17 protein-coding genes are annotated in these 18,256 nt (G+C 65.6%); 2 read left to right on the forward strand and 15 right to left on the reverse strand.

What is annotated here, in order from left to right; genetic code table 11:
• Window positions 1-784: 784 nt before the first annotated feature.
• The 15 genes from C7411_RS15640 to C7411_RS15710 form a co-directional block, all read right to left on the reverse strand.
• Entirely contained in the window at window positions 785-1,471 is a 687-nt protein-coding gene (locus C7411_RS15640) for a GntR family transcriptional regulator (RefSeq protein ID WP_110385175.1), read from the reverse strand.
• 107 nt (window positions 1,472-1,578) lie between these two features.
• Window positions 1,579-2,370, reverse strand: coding sequence for a carboxymuconolactone decarboxylase family protein (locus tag C7411_RS15645; RefSeq protein WP_110385176.1), 792 nt, complete (start codon window positions 2,368-2,370; stop codon window positions 1,579-1,581).
• Window positions 2,371-2,446: 76 nt separating this feature from the next.
• Complete coding sequence (locus C7411_RS15650; RefSeq protein ID WP_042265192.1) at window positions 2,447-2,842, reverse strand: cupin domain-containing protein; 396 nt, start codon at window positions 2,840-2,842, stop codon at window positions 2,447-2,449.
• A gap of 20 nt (window positions 2,843-2,862) precedes the next feature.
• Complete coding sequence (locus tag C7411_RS15655; protein ID WP_110385249.1) at window positions 2,863-3,768, reverse strand: NAD(P)-dependent oxidoreductase; 906 nt, start codon at window positions 3,766-3,768, stop codon at window positions 2,863-2,865.
• Between the two features lie 31 nt (window positions 3,769-3,799).
• Window positions 3,800-5,149: an MFS transporter gene (locus C7411_RS15660; RefSeq protein ID WP_110385177.1), complete on the reverse strand. Its 1,350-nt coding sequence runs from the start codon at window positions 5,147-5,149 to the stop codon at window positions 3,800-3,802.
• 166 nt (window positions 5,150-5,315) lie between these two features.
• Window positions 5,316-5,711 carry a carboxymuconolactone decarboxylase family protein gene (locus C7411_RS15665; RefSeq protein ID WP_042265184.1) on the reverse strand — a complete coding sequence of 132 codons (396 nt, stop codon included), beginning with the start codon at window positions 5,709-5,711 and terminating at the stop codon, window positions 5,316-5,318.
• A 135-nt stretch (window positions 5,712-5,846) separates the two neighbouring features.
• Window positions 5,847-7,277, reverse strand: a complete 1,431-nt coding sequence (locus C7411_RS15670; RefSeq protein ID WP_110385178.1) for an aldehyde dehydrogenase family protein — start codon at window positions 7,275-7,277, stop codon at window positions 5,847-5,849.
• A 22-nt stretch (window positions 7,278-7,299) separates the two neighbouring features.
• Entirely contained in the window at window positions 7,300-8,187 is an 888-nt protein-coding gene (locus C7411_RS15675; protein ID WP_110385179.1) for an NAD(P)-dependent oxidoreductase, read from the reverse strand.
• Window positions 8,188-8,199: 12 nt separating this feature from the next.
• Window positions 8,200-8,526 carry an NIPSNAP family protein gene (locus tag C7411_RS15680; RefSeq protein WP_110385180.1) on the reverse strand — a complete coding sequence of 109 codons (327 nt, stop codon included), beginning with the start codon at window positions 8,524-8,526 and terminating at the stop codon, window positions 8,200-8,202.
• Between the two features lie 67 nt (window positions 8,527-8,593).
• Window positions 8,594-9,517: an NAD(P)-dependent oxidoreductase gene (locus C7411_RS15685; RefSeq protein ID WP_110385181.1), complete on the reverse strand. Its 924-nt coding sequence runs from the start codon at window positions 9,515-9,517 to the stop codon at window positions 8,594-8,596.
• A gap of 29 nt (window positions 9,518-9,546) precedes the next feature.
• Window positions 9,547-10,932 (reverse strand): MmgE/PrpD family protein, encoded by a 1,386-nt coding sequence (locus C7411_RS15690; RefSeq protein ID WP_110385182.1) that lies wholly within the window; start codon window positions 10,930-10,932, stop codon window positions 9,547-9,549.
• Window positions 10,922-11,707 carry an SDR family oxidoreductase gene (locus tag C7411_RS15695; RefSeq protein WP_110385250.1) on the reverse strand — a complete coding sequence of 262 codons (786 nt, stop codon included), beginning with the start codon at window positions 11,705-11,707 and terminating at the stop codon, window positions 10,922-10,924. The genes C7411_RS15690 and C7411_RS15695 overlap by 11 nt, the downstream gene beginning before the upstream one ends.
• 13 nt (window positions 11,708-11,720) lie before the next feature.
• Window positions 11,721-12,521 carry an N-acyl homoserine lactonase family protein gene (locus C7411_RS15700; RefSeq protein WP_110385183.1) on the reverse strand — a complete coding sequence of 267 codons (801 nt, stop codon included), beginning with the start codon at window positions 12,519-12,521 and terminating at the stop codon, window positions 11,721-11,723.
• Between the two features lie 53 nt (window positions 12,522-12,574).
• Entirely contained in the window at window positions 12,575-13,981 is a 1,407-nt protein-coding gene (locus C7411_RS15705) for an MFS transporter (protein WP_110385184.1), read from the reverse strand.
• A gap of 170 nt (window positions 13,982-14,151) precedes the next feature.
• Complete coding sequence (locus C7411_RS15710; protein WP_110385185.1) at window positions 14,152-15,054, reverse strand: LysR family transcriptional regulator; 903 nt, start codon at window positions 15,052-15,054, stop codon at window positions 14,152-14,154.
• 131 nt (window positions 15,055-15,185) lie between these two features.
• Between C7411_RS15710 and C7411_RS15715 the strand changes: the two genes are divergently transcribed.
• Both C7411_RS15715 and C7411_RS15720 read left to right on the forward strand, forming a co-directional pair.
• The gene (locus tag C7411_RS15715; protein WP_110385186.1) at window positions 15,186-16,988 is read left to right on the forward strand and encodes an acyl-CoA dehydrogenase family protein; all 1,803 of its coding nucleotides are present in this window, start codon (window positions 15,186-15,188) and stop codon (window positions 16,986-16,988) included.
• Window positions 16,985-18,217, forward strand: a complete 1,233-nt coding sequence (locus C7411_RS15720; protein ID WP_110385187.1) for a CaiB/BaiF CoA transferase family protein — start codon at window positions 16,985-16,987, stop codon at window positions 18,215-18,217. The genes C7411_RS15715 and C7411_RS15720 overlap by 4 nt, the downstream gene beginning before the upstream one ends.
• Window positions 18,218-18,256: the final 39 nt, after the last annotated feature.

The raw sequence follows: 18,256 nt of genomic DNA on the forward strand, positions 1-18,256 counted from the left end.
GGCCACCTGTGTGCACCAAGCCCAGCGCGCACTGTACTGGTCACGGTGATGAAAATAGTCTTCGTAAAATATCGATCCAGCTTCGGAGGAGCTGGGGATCGTTGATTACGTCTCTTCGATGCGTGCGACGCTCGATGCGATTGGATACAACGAGCAACGCGCAGAATAGTTGCGCCAACCAGCCGCGTCCAGGAGCCGGGACGAACCGGCGGAACATCGTCGATACTGAATCGATTGCTTTGCCGCCTGGGCCCCAAAGAAATGAGATCCTCGGAGAGCGCCAGGCAGCCGCCTGGATAGGAATACCGGTGAGTGTCCTCGAGCGCTTACGGGACCTGGGCCAGTTCCCTATGCGTCATCATCTTTCATTCCGATACGGTTATCATCGGCCAGATCTGATGGCATTCAGGAACCGCCTGATCGATCGTAGCCGCCAATCGCACAGGCGGCTTTACCCGATCAGGTGATTAGTCTGAGTCAGATGTTGCGCACGTTACGGCTCCATAGCGTGGAACATAAGGCGCAACTCCTTATCGGCTACCTGAATGGAGATCTGTCGTATTTGGGCAGAACAGAGTAGCTGCAGGCGACTTCACGGATCGCCCCGTAGCCCGATTGCGGAGCTACCTGGAACAGTTGAAACAAAGCGGCGAGTCGCTTCCCACGTGTTACGGAAGGCCAAACAAGAGCGTCATCGCCAGGAACGCTGGCGTCGACCGCGACCTCTTTCATCGCAGCATTGAAGCAGCGAGGATGCTGGAGACGTTCGTGACGCTTCAACGCGTCACCCGGAAGCGTCCCCGTCGCCCTGCTCGGCCAGCATGCGCAACGCGGCCTTTTCCGCGTTCAACACGTGCTGGCGGGCCAGTTGCTGCGCCTCGTCCGCGTCGCGGGCCTTCAGCGCCTTGTGAAGCTTGTCGATTTCGCGCAGGCTGCTCGGCAGCCGGTCGGGATGCATCAGCGACGTCGCGCGCAGCAGATTCACGCGCGAGTAGAGGCTGTTGAGAATTTCCTTCACGAGATGGTTGCCGCAGTTGTCGAGCAGCACGTCGTAGAGCGCCGCCTTGGCCTTGAGCACGCCGTCCTGGTCCTGCGCCGTCGCCTGGGCGCGCAGCCTCTTCGCGGCCTCGCCGAACTGTGCGATGGCGTCGTCGCTGGCAAGCCGCGCGAATTCGTGCGCCGCAAATCCCTCCAGCAAGGCGCGCAGCGCATAGAGTTCGACGGCCTCGGCACGCGACATCACCGCGACCACGGGCCCCTTGTGCGGCACGTTGCGCACGAGCTTTTCGGCCTCCAGCTTGCGCAGCGCCTCGCGCACGGAAGTCCGGCTCACGCCCAGCGTTTCGCAAAGCTCGCGCTCGATCAGACGCGCGCCCGGAGCGAAGCGCCCGCTCATGATCGCCTGCCGCAGCACGTTTTCGACCTGGTGACGCAGCGTCTCAGGCCGGATCAACCCCATATCAGTCGACATTATTGTCTTCCCGTCCGACAAAAATCCAACCCGTATGATACTTCATGGCCGCCCGTTTCAAGCGTTTGGCGCGCATCCGGTTCGTGCTGTCGTCTGGGCCCGACGGGTCAGGGCGTCGCCGCCAGACGCTGTTTCGCCAGCGCCGCCTCGAGCAGCGGCGCGCCGAGTTCCGCGCCATGAATGCCCGTGGTGCTGACGACCTCGAGCAGTTCCATCAGCTCTTCCGCGGTCGCACCGTAGCGCAGCGCGTTGCGCATGTGCAGCTTGAGCCCCGGCACGTATAGATGCGTCGACGACGCGTCGAACGCGCAATACATGAATTCCTTGACCTTCGGGCTCAGCACGCCCGTACGCCACGGCACCGACGAAAACGCCACATACGCCTCGAAGAAATCGGGATCGAATTCGAGCAGCCCTTCCCATGTCGGATGCCAATAGCCGCGATTCTTTTCGAATGCTTCCTTCAGCGCGCGGCGGCGTTCGTCGAGCGGCGCGGGTCCCGCGCGCAGCCCTTCTTCTTCGAGCACTTCGAGCAGGACGGGCACGCCGACATTGCTCGTATGGATGCCAATCGTGCTGATCAGCTCCAGCACTTCCATCAGTTCTTCGCGCGTCGCGCCGAATGCGAGCGCGCGCTCCAGATGATGCGCGACACCGGGCCCGTATAGCTGCGTGGCGCACGCGTCGGCGGCAAGCGCGATGAAGGCGCGTACTTTATCGTCGAGATGGTTTCTGCGCTGCGGCACCGCGCAGAGCTGAACGTAGGCATCGACGAAGCCCGCATCGAGACGAAGCATGCTGTCCCATGCGGCGTTCCAGCCGCCGTGCACGCGCATGAAATCGTCCTTGATCTGCTGCGGCTTGCGTGGCTCGCGCGCCGGCTGGTCTCCCTGCTTCATTGCGTCGTTCCTTGTGATGGCGATGGTCAAACCTCTGCACGCGGAACGCGGCCCGCGCCGCGTTCCGCGATTTGCATCAGCGTGCGTCGAGCCCCTTCGGGTAGTCGGCCTCCGACACTTCTTCCTGCCACATCGACTTGCCGATCGACGTGGCGATATGGACCATGTAGCTGCCGTCGCTCGCGCCGTGCCAGTGGCGCTCGTTGGGTCCGATGAACACGATGTCGCCCTGGCGGATTTCCTGCGGCGCCTCGCCGTCCTTGCAGATCCAGCCCTTGCCCGCCGTCACCTGCAGCACCTGGCCGTGTTCGTGCGTGTGCCAGTAGGTGCGGCCGCGCGGCGCGAAGAACACGGTGTTGATCGTCACGCCATCGGTCGCCGGCATCACGGGGTCGGCCCACACCGTCCCCGAGAACGTTTCGCCGCGCTGCTCCGACATCTTGCCTTCCGCCCTGCCGTGAAAAACCTTCATGATTGCCTCTCCTCTTCTCGTCAAACTTTCCGCTTTCCGTCGAACAGCCGCACGCCGCCCGAAACGTCGCCGATCGCATCGACGACGCGGTTGCTGATCACGTCGCCATAGCCGAGCGCCGTGCCAAGGCCGAAGCTCGCGAGCGGTCCCGACGCGTTGAGCGACACCACGCCCAGTTCGCGCACGCGATCGACATAGAGCACGACATCCTTCGTCATGAGCTTGCCCGTCAGGCCGCCTTCCAGATAATCGCCGTCGACGATCTTCGGAAAGCGATTGAGCGTCGCGAAGTTCACGCCGCTGCTGCTGTTGAGCACGTCTAGCAGCAGATGCAGGTCGAGCCCCGCCTTCTTGCCGGCCACCATCACCTCCGCGCTCGCCGCGAGGCTCACCGCATTGAGGAAGTTGTTCAGCAGCTTGGTCGTGTGGCCCGCGCCGCTTTCGCCCATGTGCGCGACCTTGGTGGCGATCGGCGCGAACGCCCATTGGAGCGCTTCGACGGCGCTCGCCTGGCCGCCCACCATCAGCGTGAGCGTGCCCTTCTCCGCCGCGGCCGCGCCGCCCGAAATGCCCGCGTCGACATACTGCACGCCGCCTTGCGCGAAGCGCTGCGCGAGCCGTATGGTCGAACTCGCGGCCGCCGTGCTCAGGTCGACCACGATCTGCCCCGCGCGGCAGTGCGCCAGCACGCCGCCCTCGCCTTCGACCACGGCCTCGACCACCTTGCTGTCCGGCAGTGACAGCATCACGACGTCGGCGAACTTCATGACGTCCGCTATCGTGGACGCGGGCTGAGCGCCCGCCGCCTCCACGCGAGCGGGCACGGTGTCGTAGCCGAGCACTGCGATGCCCGCATCGACGAGGCGCCGCGTCATGCGGCCGCCCATGTTGCCGAGGCCGATGAATCCGATCCGTTCCTTGTTCATTTCCACTCTTCCCTTCCAGTCAGGTCATTCGTCAAAAATCGACATCCTTCGTTTCCGGTCCCATCAGCGCGCCGACGGCGCCGATCAGACCGCCGAGGCACAGCAGCACCACCGAGGTCAGCCGCAACGGCATGAACGCGCTGAGCCAGTCCATGTAGAACGCGTAGAACGACGGGATGATCACCGAGAGGCTGAAGCCCACGCCGAAGCCCGTTGCGCGCACATCGGTGACGAACCGTTCGTTGATGTACGTGACGATCACGCCCCACGGCGACGTGACGAGCACGGCGAGCACGCAGACCAGCCCGATGATCGCCGCGAGCGACAGCCCGTCGACGTTCGCGAGCACATACAGCAGTGCCGCGCCGACCGTCGCGATCAGCGGACCGACGATCGCGAAAAAGCGCCGCCGGCCGATCACCTGCGCGAGCATGCCCGAGCCGATGTAGCTGAAGAACAGCACGAAATAGGTGATCATCAGCGTGAACGTCATCTGGAAGCCGGACAGATGCAGCGTCTTCACGAGCAGCCCCGTGGGCAGGAAGATCGTGATGATGTTCTGCGTGAGCCAGAAACCCGTCATCATGACCAGCACCTGAAGCAGGTTGCGTCCGCTCTTGCCGCGCAACAGGTCCGTCAGCGGCAGCTTTTCGGGCTGATCGGCCTTCTCGGCGGCTTCGCTCTTCCAGATCTCCGATTCGGCGACCTTGTGCACGTAGTACATTGCCAGCGCGCCCGCAAGCACGGCGCCCAGCACGAACGGAATGCGCCAGCCCCATTGCGCATACGGCGAGTGCATGCCGCTGAGCGGAAAGAACCAGAACATCAGCATCGCGACCAGATTGATCGACACATACGCGGCGGGAAAGCCCGCGATGATGAAGCCGCCCACGAAGCCGCGCTGCTCCTTCTTCGAATACTCGATGGCAAGCGGCATCGCACCCGTGTAGCCGCCGCCGAGAAAGATGCCGTCGACGAAGCGCAACAGCACGAGCGCCCAGTACGACACGATGCCGATGCTTTCGTAACCCGGCAGCAGCGCGATCAGCAGCGTAACGACGCCGAAGCCCGACACCGACCAGATCGACGCCTTGCGGCGGCCGATGCGGTCCGCCACCATCCCGAACAGCAGCGCGCCGATCGGACGCCCCAGCAGCGTCGTGATGAACACCAGCGACGCGAGAATCGTCTCCATCCCGCCCGACAGATGCGGCGGCTGGAAAAACGCCAGCACCGGCGACAGTACGACGACGGGCAGGTAAATATCGAACATGTCGATGTACTCGGAGAAGAACGCGCCTTTGATGGCGTTGCGTCTTTTCGTTTCGATCGTCTGCTCGCCTTCGGACTGTACGACGTCATTCGCGGTCAGTGTCTTCATCGTTGTCTCCTGTTGTCGACCGGAGTCGGTGCTCTCGCGCCCGCTCCGGCCGCATGCAAGTTCGTTGCATTGATTGCCCGCATCGCGCGGTGCGTGGTCTGCGTAGGTTGATGTTGCGCCGTGCGCCCTGCTGCCGGCGCATGCCGGCGCGGCGTGCGCCGCTATGTCAAACCGTCGAAGTCTCCGCTTCGTACGCCTTGATCGCGTCCGTCGCCACGCGGAACGCGGCCAGCGCCAGCGGCACGCCGCAGTAGATGGCCGCCTGCATCAGCACCGCGCGGATTTCTTCCTTCGTCACGCCGTTGCGCAGCGCGCCCTTCACGTGCACGGACAGTTCGTGATGCTGGCTCATCGCCGTGAGCATGCCGAGGTTCAGCAGGCTGCGCGTCTTGAAGGGCAGCGTCTTGTCGCCCCAGATGTCGCCCCAGCAGCACTCCGTGACGTACTTCTGCATCGGCCGGTTGAAGTCGTCGGCATTGGCCCACGACTTCTCCACGTGCGCCGCGCCAAGCACTTCCTTGCGGTTTTCAAAGCCTTTGTCGAAACGTTCGTTGCTGTCCATCTTCAAGGTCCTCCCAGTTGCCCGATTCGTTCAGTTGCTCCACGCATGCCGATTGCCAGACGCGATGATTGTCCGACAATCAAAACGCGCAAAATTTTTTGGCGCGCCTGCGGCTCAGGTCCGCCCGCGCGCCGCTCAATCCGCGCCGTACCCGACCAGCGCCTTCGTTTCCAGGTATTCGCGCAAGCCCGCTTCGCCCCACTCGCGGCCGTTGCCCGAGCGCTTGTAGCCTCCGAACGGCGCGTTGAAATCGGCGGGCGGATAGTTCAGATGCACGCCGCCGGCACGCAACGCACGGCCCACCTTGCGGGCGCGCGCGATGTCGCCCGATTGCACGTACGCGGCAAGACCGTACTCGGTGCCGTTGGCAATCGCGATGGCTTCCTCTTCGCTGTCGTAAGGCATCATCGAGAGCACCGGTCCGAAGATTTCCTCGCGCGCGATCGTCATGTCGGGCGTGACGTCGGCGAAGATGGTCGGCTGCGCGTAATAGCCTTTTTCGATGCCGGCGGGCAACCCCGTGCCGCCCGTCACGAGCCGCGCGCCTTCGTCGATGCCCTTCTGGATCAACGTCTGCACGCGCTCGAACTGGTTGCGGTTGACGAGCGGCCCGAGCTGCGTGGACGGCTCTTCGGTCGGCCCTACCCGGTATGACTGTGCCGCGCGCTTCGCGATCTGCACGGCATCGCTCATCAGCTGGCGCGGCACCAGCATGCGCGTGGGAATCGAGCACGACTGGCCCGAGTTCGTGAAGCACGCGGCAACGCCGCGCTTCACGGCCTCTTCGAGGTCGACGTCATCGAGCAGGATGTTCGCGGACTTGCCGCCCAGTTCCTGCGCCACGCGCTTGACCGTCGGCGCGGCCGACTGCGCGACCAGCACGCCTGCGCGAGTCGAACCCGTGAACGACACCATATCGATATCCGGGTGCGCAGCAATCGCCTCGCCGACACCCGGCCCGTCGCCGTTCACGAGATTGAACACGCCCGCGGGCAGTTGCGCTTCGTCCAGGACTTCGGCGAACAGCAATGCGCTAAGCGGCGAATATTCGCTGGGCTTGAGCACCATCGTGCAACCGGCCGCCAGCGCCGGCGCGATCTTCACGACGATCTGGTTCACGGGCCAATTCCACGGCGTGATCAGTCCGCACACGCCGATCGCTTCGAGCACGACACGCGTGTTGCCGCGCTGCTCTTCGAATTCGAAACGCTCGAGCACGTCGATCAGCGCGTTCAGGTGCGCCGGGCCGCGCGCTGCCTGGCCGCTGCGCGCGAACGCGATAGGCGCGCCCATCTCGCGGCGCATCGCCTGCGCGAATTCTTCATAGCGGCGCTCGTAAATGCCGAGCACGCGCCGCAGCATCGCGACGCGCCCGGCTACGCTCGTCGCGGACCACGCGGGAAACGCGCGGCGCGCAGCGGCCACGGCGCGATCGACGTCTTGCGCGTTGCCGAGGGCGAGGCGCTCGAACGGCGCTTCTGTGGACGGATCGACGACGTCGAACCATCGGGGGGACGCGGGCTCGACCCAGCGTCCATCGATATAGAACTGCGCTGCATGTGACATGGCAGGCTCCAAAGCAGAAAGATCAGGACGCGTCGCCATCGAGCAGGCGGTACATTTCGGTGTGGTCGGTCGCGGGCGTCGAACGTTGCGCGGCTTCGTCCCACATTGCCGTGCAGGTCATGCCGAGCGTCATGGGATAGCCGACCGACTGCGCGAGCGCGCGGGCGATCTTCAGATCCTTGTTCATCAATTGCAGCGCGAAGCCGGAGGCGAACGTGCCGCTCAGCATGAACGGCTTCACCTTGTTCTCCGAGGTATTGCTGCGTCCCGACGATGCGTTCAGCACGTCCGTCATCACGTCCGGCTCGATGCCGAAGCGTTGCGCGACGTGCAGTGCCTCGACCGTGGCGGCCAGTCCCGCCGCCGACACGTAGTTGTTCAGCGCCTTGGCCGCATGCCCCGCGCCCGCGCCGCCGATGTGCAGAATGCTCTTGCCCATCGCCTCGAGCACGGGCTTGCATCGCACGAGCTCCTCCGCGCTGCCGCCGACGAGAATCGCCAGCGTGCCCTCCTTCGCTTTCTTCACGCCGCCCGACACGGGCGCATCGAGATACGCGAGGCCGCGCTCTTCGAGCACCGAGCCGAGCTTGCGCGAGCGTCCGGGCTCCGACGAACTCATGTCGATCACGACGGCGCCTTTCGCGAGCCGGCTTGCCCAGCCATCCGCGCCGCCGCCGAGCAGCACGCTTTCGACGATGGCCGAATTCGGCAGCATCGTGATCAACGCGTCGAGCGACGCAGCATTGTCCTTGCCCAGACGCTGCGCGCCCGTTTGCGCAGCGAGCGCGTCGGCGCGCGCGGCGTCGGCGTCGTCGATGAAGAGGCCGAAGCCGGCGTTGACGAGACATTGCACCATCGGCGCGCCCATCATGCCGAGCCCGATGAAACCGATTCGCTGAGGTTGTGTCATGACGTCGATCTCCTAGCGCAACGCGGAAAACGCGGTCGGAGTGAGGAAATGGTTCTCGACGCGCTCGACGATCGGCTTCTCCGCTTCGGTGGCGGAGCGCTTCGCGATCCATTCGGCGTCGGTCTGAAACGCGTTCCACTTCTGCTCGCGCTCGGCGAGGCTTTTCCATTTCAGCATGTACGTGAGTGCGTGATTGCTGGGGCCGATCAGCGTGGTCCAGAAGCCGATCTGCTCGATGCCATACTTTTCGAAAAAGCCCAGCGTGGTGGACGTGAAACGGTCGAGCAAGGCCGGCAGGCGGGTCGGCGCGCAATGATAGATGCGCATTTCAACGATCATGGGATTCTCCGTGGTGAAGTTTGGGGCTCGCATGTTTTGGGCTCGCATGGCGAGCCACCCGGGCGGCTCAGTCCGCGAGTCCGTCGACGGACGACCAGCGCTCGACGTACTTGACGAGTTCCGTCATGTCGCGTGCGCTGCCGTCCTGCATCGCGGCGTAATTCCATACCTGGCGCGCGACGCTGCCCACCCACATCGGCACGCCGAGCGCCTGGCATTCGTCGACGGCAAGACCGATGTCCTTGCAGACGCTGCCGACGGGAAAGCCGAAATCGAACGTACGCGGCAGCACGTGCTTCGGAAACTTGTCGAGCGTCGCGCCGTTCTTGCCGCTGCCCGCATTGATCACCGACATCATGACGTCCGGATCCAGGCCGCCGCGCAGGCCCGCGACGAACGCCTCGGACGTGATCGCGAACGCCGTGGACGACAGCATGTTGTTGAGCAGCTTCAGCAACTGCCCTTGCCCGGGCCTGTCGCCCACGACGAAGACCTTGCCCAGCACGTCGAACAGGCCGCGCACTGCTTCGAGCGCGGCGGGATTGCCCGCCGCCATGATCGCGAGCGTGCCCTTCGTTGCGCCCGCCGCACCGCCGCTCACCGGCGCGTCGACGGTTTCGATTCCCTTGGCCAGCAGCCCATCGGCGACTTCTTTTTCGATGCGCGAGCCGACCGTCGAAAGATCGACCAGGATCTTGATCGCACCGCCATCGACCAGGCCTGCGTCGCCGAGCGCGACCTGCTTGAATATCGCGGGCGTGGGCAGGCTCGTGAACACGGTATGCGCGTTGTCTGCCACTTCGCGCACCGATGCGGCCGCTCGCGCGCCCAGCGCCTCCAGTTCCGCAACGGCCGCCTGATCGCGGTCGTACACGATCAGGGCGTGACCGGCTTCGATCAGCCGCCGCGCCATCGGCCGGCCCATCGTGCCGACGCCGACGAAACCGAGCAGGCGACCGCTCCGTTGACTTGATGCCTGACTACTCGACATGACAATCCTCGTAAATTAAAGCGTCTCTGTTAATCCAAGCCCCGGGCGCGCGTGAGACGCACCACGGCGCCCGCATCGGGCTCGGCATCGAACTTCCATAGCGCGTCGGCGAGCGGCCCCGCATCGACGCCCGAGCGGCCATAGGCCGCGAGCCGATGCAGCTTGTCCGCCAGCTCGACGTTGGCGAGCGGCGCGGCGAGACTGCCGCGCGCCGCCTGCACGCGATGCGACAGGCGCTCGCCCGAGCGCAGCACGATCGTCACTTGCGCCGATTCCACGGGCCACGCAGCGTTATCGACGAAGCGCAGCCGGCTCGCCAATGCGCGCAGCGACGCATCGGCGACTGCCGCATCGGTGAACTCGTCGAGTCCCGCCTTGCCGCGCGACAGCGCCACGGCCACGGCATGCTGCGCGCTGACCTGCGATTCGCGGCCCGTACGCACGCCCGGCCGGTCGGTGCGCTCGCGCAGCAGCGGATGCCCCGTGAGCTCGATCTCTTCGATATCGTCGATGGACCAGCGCGCGTCGCGACGCAGATCGAGGCACGCGTCGATCACCGGATTGAGCACCACGCCGCACGGATACGGCTTGTAGGTGTTCTTCAGCAGCGCCCACTCGCGCCCGAGGTCTTGCGTGAGCGCATGCCAGTGCGGTTTCGAGGCCGTCACGCGCAGAAAGCCGCGTTCGCCTTCGAGCGGCGCGACGGGGCCGGAAAAGCCGTCTTCGGCGAGCAGCGCCGACAGCAGCCCGTTGCGCGCCGCGTTGCCGACACTGATGCTCTTCGACATCGTGCCGAGCGTTTCGACGAGGCCGCCCGTCTGAGCGGACGCATTGCCGAGCGCCCACACGATGGCCTCCTCACCGAGTCCGCGCGCCTTCGCAACAGCCGCAGCCGCGCCGAACACGCCGCACGTCGACGTGATGTGCCAGCCGCGCTGATAGTGCTCGGGCGACACCGCGTCAGCGATGCGGCATTCCACTTCCACACCGATCACGAACGCGAGCAGCATCGCCTCGCCGCTCATCGCGTGCGACTCGGCGAGCGCGAACAGCGCGGCGGCAACGGGCGCCGTGGGATGGAGGATGGTCGGGATATGCGTGTCGTCGAAGTCGTAGACGTTCGCGCTCATCGCGTTGAGCGCGGCCGCGTTCAGCATGTCCGTACGTTCGCTGCGGCCGACGAGCGTCGCGTCGTTGCCGGCGCGAAAGCGGCCATAGACGGACACGGCCTTGTCGAGTGTCGGATCATGCGAGCCTGCCAGCGCGACGGCGAAGTAATTGACGAGCGAGCGTTTCGCTTCGCCGCGCACGGCGGCGGGCACGTCGCGCCACTGCGTGCCGGCCACGAAGCGCGCGAGCGCGCGGGTCAGTGCGCCGTTTTGCAGCGCGCGTGCGTCGATGGGATCAGCCTGCAAGCCAGCCTCCTTCGATCGGCATCATCGCGCCCGTGATCTGGCTGGCCGCCGGCCCGCACAGAAACACGACCATCTCGCCCACGTGCGCCGCCTCGACGAGTTCGCCAGTCGGCTGCTTGCCTTTGAGGAATTCGCGCACCGCGTCGCTGCGGTTCAGGCCTCGCTCGTCCATCAATGCGTGGATGCGGCCGTCGATGTTCGGCGTGAGCACCGAGCCCGGACAGATCGCGTTACAGGTGATGCCCTGACTCAACGTTTCGATCGCCACCGAGCGCGTGAGCCCGAGCAGCGCCGTTTTGGTCGTCACGTAATCGACGCGATTGGCGACGGCGCGCGCGCCGTACACCGACGTCATGTTGAAGATGCGCCCCCAGCCGCGTTCGCGCATGCCGGGCAGCACCAGTTGGATCGCGCGGAACGCGGCCGTGAGGTTGACGGCGAGCGCATGGTTCCAGTGATCGAGCGGTAACGCTTCGATGGCCGCGAAATGCCGGACGACGGCATTGTTGACCAGCACGTCGAGCGCGCGCACCCTTTCCTGCGCCGCGCCGATCAGCGCATCGACGCCGGCTGGCGTCGCGAGATCGGCTTGCACATAGGCCACGTTCACGTCGAACGCATCCTCCAGCTCGTCGGTCGTGCGCATCATCTGCCCCGGCGTTTCGAGCCCGTGCAATACGAGGTCGCATCCCGCGCCCGCCAGCGCCCGCGCCATCGCGAGACCGAGGCCGTTCGACGAACCCGTGACGAGCGCGCTCTTGCCTTTCAGGATCATCTTGCCGCCCCGTTCAGCGTGCTTCTGCATCGAGCCGCACGATCCAGCCCTCCGTCTCGCGGTCGTGCGACGGATAGCGCGTCAGCACGGCGGGATCGTGGCCGGGAACCACATGGTTCGGCGAGCTCGCCAGCCGGTGGGCGGCTTCGTAGCCTTCGATCATGTCGCCGACGTTGTAGACGACGGGGAACGGCCGATGCTCCTGCATGTTCGCATAGAAGTGCGAAGCGTCCGACGCCAGCACGACCCAGCCGCGCTGCGTATGCACGCGCACGATCTGCAGGCCGTTCGTATGTCCGCCGACCCAGTGCACGCTCAATCCCGGCGCGATCTCCGAGGCGCCGTCATGGAACTGCACGCGCCCTTCGAACAGGCGGCCGACCATCGACTTCACGTCCTCGGGTTCGAACGGGTGACTCAGTGCGTGATGACACATGCAGCGGCCCGTGCAATACGCCATCTCCCGGTCCTGGAGGTGATAACGCGCGCGCGGGAACAGCGAGTGATTGCCCGCGTGGTCGTAATGCATGTGCGTGATGATGACGTCTTCGACGTCGCCGGCGCGAATGCCGATCTGCTTGAGCCCGTGCTCGACCGTGTTCGTGATCGTGCGGCCGCGCTTGTCGGCCATCGCCTGGTCGAAACCCGTATCGACGATGAACGTGCGCGTGGGGCCCACCACGGCCCAGACGAAGTAATCGAGCGGCATCGGCACGTCATGGGAGTCGCCGCCGATAAAGTTGTCGCCTGAGCGGCGCTCGAAATGCGCGTACTTGACTGCGTAGATCTGGTAGTTCTCAGCGGGCGATGACATGTCTCATGTGTCCTTTAGTCTGGTAATCCGTTTGGAAATCCGTGCGGCGTCCTTCACTCCGCCGCGGCCCTCGCGCCGCCTTGCAGCGCTTGTTCGCTCGCGGCGTCGGCAGCGATCGCTTCGAGCGAGCGTTGCTTCGTTTCCACCCCGAGCACGCCGACGATCAGCGCCTGTATCAGCAGCGTGCCGACGATCAGCGTCAGCACGCCCGATATGCCGAAGCGCATGAACGCACCCGCCACCGCATACGGCACGACAATGCTGACCGCGCGGCCCACCGTGTTGGCCAGCCCCGAGCCGCGCAGCCGCAGCTCCGTCGGGAACAACTCCGGCACATACGTGGCGACGCTGAACGACGACAGCACGTAGATGCCCGCCGTGATCGCAAAGCCCAGCGCCGTGATCGCCACCGCCGATTGCGCGAACGGATAGGCGATGCCAAAGCCCGCGCAGACGAGCGAAAACAGGACAATGCCCCACTTCCGGCCAACGCGCTCGGCGAGGACGAATGCGATGAGCGAACCCACGGGACCGCCCGCGAACATCAGCGCCGTGATGCCGAGCGAATTCGATACGCTGTGTCCCTGCTTCACGAGGAACGTCGGTATCCAGCTGACGAAAGCGTAGTTGACGGTGAAGAGCGCGACGAGAACCGTGATGGCCGTGATCGTGCGCGTGAGCAGCCGGCGCGAGAACAGATCGCCGAGCCGGCCCGAATCGTCGGCATCGCTCGCATGGAACTCGCGCGTGAGGGACGCCGTGCCGCTCGCCGGACGGTCCACGGGGCTGCCGCACGCCGCCTCGATGCGCTCGACGATTTGCCGCGCTTCGCCGGCGCGTCCGCGCGATGCGAGCCAGCGCGGCGATTCCGGCATCGACTTGCGCAGGAACCATACGAACAGCGCGCCGCATCCCGCGATCGCGAACATCCAGCGCCAGCCGTACTGCGGGACGATCAGCCAGCCGAGGAAGGTCGAGAGAAACAGCGACGTGTTGATGATGAGATTGAGGATCGTGCCAAAGCGGCCGCGCCAGCTGGCGGGAATGAATTCGCTGAGCGTGCCGTATCCGACGACGATTTCCGCGCCCATGCCGATCCCCATCACGAGACGGAAAAAGATCAGCCAGTCGATCGACGGCGCGAGCGCCGCGGCAATCGACGCGAAGCCGTAAATGCCGAGGTTGAACTGATAGCAGAAGCGGCGGCCGAACCGGTCGCCGAGTACGCCGGAGAGCCACGCGCCCGTCATCATGCCGATGAAGGTGACGGAGACGAACGTCGCGTTCTGACCCAGCGTGGACTCGCCGCTGTGAACCATCGCTGCAAGCACCGTGCCGGCAATGTAAATGTCGAACGAATCGAAGTACATGCCGGCCGCGATCAGCCCCAGCAGGCGCCAATGGAAGCCTGACAGGGGAAGTCTGTCCAGGCGCCCTCCAATGCTGGCATCCATCTGCATGGTGCTGTCTCCGTAAGGTTGGCTTATTTGGCCGGCTCGCGGCCGCCTTCTCCAGACGGCAGACCGTCCGCTTGTCGACGGATTATATTCCTGTCATACAATCCGTCAAGCAGACTATTTACGGAGGGGCCGGTGAGGGCGCCGTTCACTGGATCCGTTTTTGGTGCCACTCACGGGCGTGGCGTCCCCCCTGTTTTCCCTTCGCCCCCGAGATAGCCCGCAAACCCCTGCGCCAGTGCATTCGCCTCGCCGCTGCGCAAGAGCCTTAGCACCTGCGATTCATAAGGATTGCTAGACAGCTGGCGGAATACCACGCGCCCGCCGCCCGTAGCCCCGAGCGCGGCGGGTACGAGCGCGACGCCCATGCCGAACTCCACCATCGTCACGACGGTTTGCCAGAGCCGCGCTTCGTGGCGAATCTGCGGGCTGAATCCGGCCTCCACGCAAGTCGCGATGATCTGGTCGTGATAATGCGGCGACACCGAGCGCGGGAACAGGATGAACGGTTCGCGCGCGAGCGCGCCAAGTTCGATGCGGCGCCTGCGCGCAAGCCGATGCCCTTGCGGTAGACAGCATAGAAACGGCTCGGAAAACAGCCGCTCCGACTGCACCTCGGCCGGAAAGCGCCCCCAATGCGCGAAGCCGAGATCGATCTGCAGGCGCTGGAGCGCGTGCACCTGCTCGGCCGTGTTCATCTCGCGCAGCACTACTTCCACGGCGGGATGCTCGGCCTCGAAACGCCGCACCGCTTCCGGCAGCCCGCGATACAGCATCGAATTGACGAAACCGATGCGCAGCCGCCCCGCCAGCCCGTGCGCGGAGCGCGCCGCGATGCGCCGCACTTCGTCGGCCTGCTCCAGCAGCCGCCGCGCCTCTTCGAGCAGCACATTGCCGGCGTTGGTCAGCGCGACGGCCTTGTTGGTGCGTTCGAGCAGTTGCACGCCTAGCTGCTCCTCGAACTTGCGGATGTCGAAGCTCAGCGCCGGCTGCGAAATGAAGAGCCGGCGCGCCGCGCGCCCGAAGTGCAGCTCTTCGGCCACCGCCACGAAATAGCGCAGTTGCTTGAGTTCCATGGAGGGCTCCTTCGGCGTTCCATCGATAGATGGGACTTATCGTACATGACATCGGTTGTATTGGACGGTTATCGAAGCCGTGCCTAAGCTACGCCGAATCGCAACGTAAAACAGCATGGAGACAGCACACGATGAGCGATCGCCCCGCCTTTGCCACCCAGGCCGCGCCGGCCCCGCAGGCCCCCGCGGCAAGCGGCTCGGCCAACATCCCCGACAGCCGCGGCATCAACTTCTACACGAGCGACCCCGGCTTTGCGCCCCTTTTGCGCAGCTATCTCGGCGAGGCTGCATTCGGCGCAATCGAAACTCGCCTCGTCGCGCTCGGTCAGCGCGCCTCCGAAGAGCTCGACGCGCTCGCGCTAGTCGCCGACAAGCACCCGCCCACGCTCGAACAGCGCACGCGCAGCGGCGCAGCGATCCAGCGCATCGACAAGCATCCCGACTACGTGGCGCTCGAACGCGTCGCTTACGCGGAGCTTGGCTTCGCGGCCATGAGCCATCGCGCGAACGCACCCGCGCCGCTCGTCAAATACGCGCTCACCTATTTGTTCGTGCAGGCCGAGTTCGGCCTGTGCTGCCCGGTGAGCATGACCGACTCGCTCACGCGCACGCTGCGCCGCTTCGGCTCGCCTGAACTGGTTGCGCGCTATTTGCCGATGCTCGCCTCGCAGGACTTCGACACGCTCTACCAGGGCGCGATGTTCATGACCGAGCAGGCAGCGGGCTCGGACGTCGCGCGGATCGCCACCCGCGCCACGCGTGAGCGCGACGCAAATGGCGAAGACGTGTGGCGTCTATACGGCGACAAGTGGTTCTGCTCGAACGCCGACGCCGATCTCGCGATGGTGCTCGCGCGCCCCGACGACGCGCCGCCCGGCATCAAGGGCCTCGCGCTCTTCCTGCTGCCGAAGACGCTCCCCGGCGGCACGCGCAACGCCTATCGCATCGTGCGCCTGAAGGACAAGCTCGGCAGCCGCTCGATGGCGAGCGGTGAAATCGTGCTGGAAGGCGCGCAGGCGTATCTGATCGGCGAGGTGGGTCGCGGCTTTCATCAGATGGCGGACATGATCAACATGTCGCGGCTGTCGAACGGCGTGCGCGCGGCAGGCCTCATGCGCCGCGCCGTGACCGAGGCGCTGCACGTGGCGCGCAACCGCGAGGCGTTCGGCCGCAAGCTCATCGAAATGCCGCTGATGCAGCGTCAATTGCTCAAGATGATGCTGCCCGCCGAACAGGCGCGCTCGATGTTCATGCGCATTGCTACGCTGCTCGCACGTGCCGATACGGGCGACGAACTCGCGGCGAAGTGCGTGCGCATCCTCACGCCGCTCATCAAGTTCCGCGCCTGCCGCGACGCGCGCCGCGTCACCGGCGACGCCATGGAAGTGCGCGGCGGCGCGGGCTATATCGAGGAGTGGAGCGATCCGCGCCTCGTGCGCGACGCGCATCTGGGCTCGATCTGGGAAGGCACGAGCAATATCGTCGCGCTCGACGTCGCGCGTGCGGCGAAGCGCGAAGGCGCGTTCGAGGCGCTGACGCAGCACGTGCATGCGGAGCTGGCGCAAAGCGGTCTGCCCAGGACAAGTACCGCACTTCTGCGCGACGTGTTCGACCGCGCGGGCGCGGCGCTCGCGAGCGTGGCCGAATGCGGCCGCGACGAATCGGTGCGCCAGGCCGCGAGCGCGCTCTATCACGCCACGACGGCGGCCCTCATGGCCTGCGAAGCCGCGCAGATTTCGCACGACGCCCCGGACTACCGGCGCCTCGCATTCGCGCACCTGCTCGTGCGCCACAAGCTGCTGCCGCGCGACCCGCTCGCGCTCGACGAACGCGGCGAACACGCCGCGACGCTGCGCGCGCTCGTGGACGAACGAGCGCTGACGCTCGAGCAGGCCATGCAACTGATTCCTGCACACCGGGGCGGCGCGCAATGAGCACAACAAAGGAGTCCGCAGCAACCACGGTGAACGGCGCGCTGCACGGACTGCGCGTAATCGATCTGAGCCGCGTGCTGGGCGGTCCGTACTGCACCCAGACGCTCGCCGATCACGGCGCCGAGGTCATCAAGCTCGAGCCGCCCGACGGCGACGAAACGCGCGGCTGGGGCCCGCCCTTCGTCGGCGATACGGCGTCGTACTACGTTGGCGTGAACCGCAACAAGCAGGGCATCGCCGTCGATCTCTCGCGCGAAGAGGGCCGCGCGATTCTGTGGCAGCTGCTCGAAGGCGCGGACGTGCTGGTCGAAAACTTCAAGCCGGGCACGCTCGCGCGCTGGGGCATGGACTACGAGCGCGATCTGCGCCCGCGTTTTCCTCGCCTGATTCACTGTGCGATTTCGGGCTTCGGTCCGGACGGCCCGCTCGGCGGCCTGCCGGGCTACGACGCCGTGATTCAGGCGATGGCGGGCCTGATGAGCGTGAACGGCGAGCACGACGGGCCCGCGCTGCGCATCGGCCTGCCGATTGTGGACATGGTCACGGGTCTGAACGCGCTTGCCGGCATTCTGCTCGCGCTGGCAGAACGCGAAAAGAGCGGCCTCGGGCAGTCAGTGGATATCGCGCTTTACGACTGCGGCGTGTCGCTCCTGCATCCGCATTTACCGAACTATTTCGGCAACGGCCGCACGCCGCAGCGCAGCGGCAACGCGCACCCGAACATCGCGCCGTACGACAGCTACGCGACGCTCAGCGCGCCCATCTTCCTCGCGGTGGGTAACGACCGCCAGTTCGCAAAGCTCTGCGCGCACCTCGGCGTGCCCAGCCTCGCCGACGACCCGCGTTTCGCCGACAACCGCAGCCGCTGTGCGCATCGGCCGGAACTCAAGGCCGCGCTCGAAGCGCGGCTCACCGCGCACGACTGCGAGCCGCTCGCGCGCGACCTGATCCGCGCCGGCGTGCCGTGCGGCCCCGTGCAGACCGTCGACGCCGTGGCCGCGCACCCGCACACGCTGCACCGCCGAATGATCGTCGAGATGGAAGGCTATCGCGGCACGGGCGCGCCCGTGAAGCTCTCGCGCACACCGCCGACCTATCGCACGCGAGCGCCCGCGCTCGGCGCCGACACGCGCGCCGTGATGGACGCGCTGGGTATCGACGCCGATACCCAGCAACGGCTTATCGAAGCCGGCATTGTCAAGGATACCGAAACGACGCAAAACGCCTAGCATTCCATCCGACCTCAACGGAATACAGACCGCGGAATA

It is taken from the genome of Paraburkholderia silvatlantica (assembly GCF_003096715.1).
Classification (GTDB): domain Bacteria; phylum Pseudomonadota; class Gammaproteobacteria; order Burkholderiales; family Burkholderiaceae; genus Paraburkholderia; species Paraburkholderia silvatlantica.

What these genes read in the sequence shown, in the direction of transcription:
- C7411_RS15640 (WP_110385175.1), bottom strand. Translation starts at nt 1,471, where the DNA reads ATGTCGACTGATATGGGGTTGATCCGGCCTGAGACGCTGCGTCACCAG.
- C7411_RS15645 (WP_110385176.1), bottom strand. Translation starts at nt 2,370, where the DNA reads ATGAAGCAGGGAGACCAGCCGGCGCGCGAGCCACGCAAGCCGCAGCAG.
- C7411_RS15650 (WP_042265192.1), bottom strand. Translation starts at nt 2,842, where the DNA reads ATGAAGGTTTTTCACGGCAGGGCGGAAGGCAAGATGTCGGAGCAGCGC.
- C7411_RS15655 (WP_110385249.1), bottom strand. Translation starts at nt 3,768, where the DNA reads ATGAACAAGGAACGGATCGGATTCATCGGCCTCGGCAACATGGGCGGC.
- C7411_RS15660 (WP_110385177.1), bottom strand. Translation starts at nt 5,149, where the DNA reads ATGAAGACACTGACCGCGAATGACGTCGTACAGTCCGAAGGCGAGCAG.
- C7411_RS15665 (WP_042265184.1), bottom strand. Translation starts at nt 5,711, where the DNA reads ATGGACAGCAACGAACGTTTCGACAAAGGCTTTGAAAACCGCAAGGAA.
- C7411_RS15670 (WP_110385178.1), bottom strand. Translation starts at nt 7,277, where the DNA reads ATGTCACATGCAGCGCAGTTCTATATCGATGGACGCTGGGTCGAGCCC.
- C7411_RS15675 (WP_110385179.1), bottom strand. Translation starts at nt 8,187, where the DNA reads ATGACACAACCTCAGCGAATCGGTTTCATCGGGCTCGGCATGATGGGC.
- C7411_RS15680 (WP_110385180.1), bottom strand. Translation starts at nt 8,526, where the DNA reads ATGATCGTTGAAATGCGCATCTATCATTGCGCGCCGACCCGCCTGCCG.
- C7411_RS15685 (WP_110385181.1), bottom strand. Translation starts at nt 9,517, where the DNA reads ATGTCGAGTAGTCAGGCATCAAGTCAACGGAGCGGTCGCCTGCTCGGT.
- C7411_RS15695 (WP_110385250.1), bottom strand. Translation starts at nt 11,707, where the DNA reads ATGATCCTGAAAGGCAAGAGCGCGCTCGTCACGGGTTCGTCGAACGGC.
- C7411_RS15700 (WP_110385183.1), bottom strand. Translation starts at nt 12,521, where the DNA reads ATGTCATCGCCCGCTGAGAACTACCAGATCTACGCAGTCAAGTACGCG.
- C7411_RS15705 (WP_110385184.1), bottom strand. Translation starts at nt 13,981, where the DNA reads ATGCAGATGGATGCCAGCATTGGAGGGCGCCTGGACAGACTTCCCCTG.
- C7411_RS15710 (WP_110385185.1), bottom strand. Translation starts at nt 15,054, where the DNA reads ATGGAACTCAAGCAACTGCGCTATTTCGTGGCGGTGGCCGAAGAGCTG.
- C7411_RS15715 (WP_110385186.1), top strand. Translation starts at nt 15,186, where the DNA reads ATGAGCGATCGCCCCGCCTTTGCCACCCAGGCCGCGCCGGCCCCGCAG.
- C7411_RS15720 (WP_110385187.1), top strand. Translation starts at nt 16,985, where the DNA reads ATGAGCACAACAAAGGAGTCCGCAGCAACCACGGTGAACGGCGCGCTG.